Here is a 463-nt window from a genome sequence, read left to right as displayed (position 1 = left end):
CTCCACGGCGGTGTCCGCCGAGCCGTCCGCCGTGTCGGCCCCTGTGCCCGTCGTATCGTCGTCAGCGGGTGCCTCTTCGAGGATCACGTGCGCGTTCGTGCCGCTCACCCCGAACGCCGACACGCCGATCCTCCGGGGCCGCCCGTCACCCGGCCACGGAACCGGTTCCGTCAGCAGCTCGACGCGGCCGGAGGACCAGTCGACGTGGGGGCTGGGCTCGTCCACGTGCAGGGTGCGGGGCAGGGTGCCGTGGTGCAGCGCCAGGACGGACTTGATGACGCCGGCGACTCCGGCGGCGGCCTGGGTGTGGCCGATGTTGGACTTCAAGGAGCCGAGCCACAGCGGTCGTTCGGGGGAGCGGTCCTTGCCGTAGGTGTTGATGAGGGCCTGGGCCTCGATCGGGTCGCCGAGCACCGTGCCCGTGCCGTGCGCCTCCACGGCGTCGACATCGGCGGGGGACAGC

At 72.6% G+C, this 463-nt stretch carries 1 protein-coding gene; it reads right to left on the bottom strand.

Features of this window, described 5'->3' with window-relative positions:
* Positions 1 to 463: ketoacyl-synthetase C-terminal extension domain-containing protein (locus LQ326_RS47465; RefSeq protein ID WP_234545417.1), on the bottom strand; the 463-nt coding region annotated here is incomplete at both ends.

The organism is Streptomyces shenzhenensis, from assembly GCF_021462265.1.
GTDB classification, from domain to species: Bacteria; Actinomycetota; Actinomycetes; order Streptomycetales; family Streptomycetaceae; genus Streptomyces; species Streptomyces shenzhenensis.
This window is presented reverse-complemented; position numbering and strand designations above follow the sequence as displayed.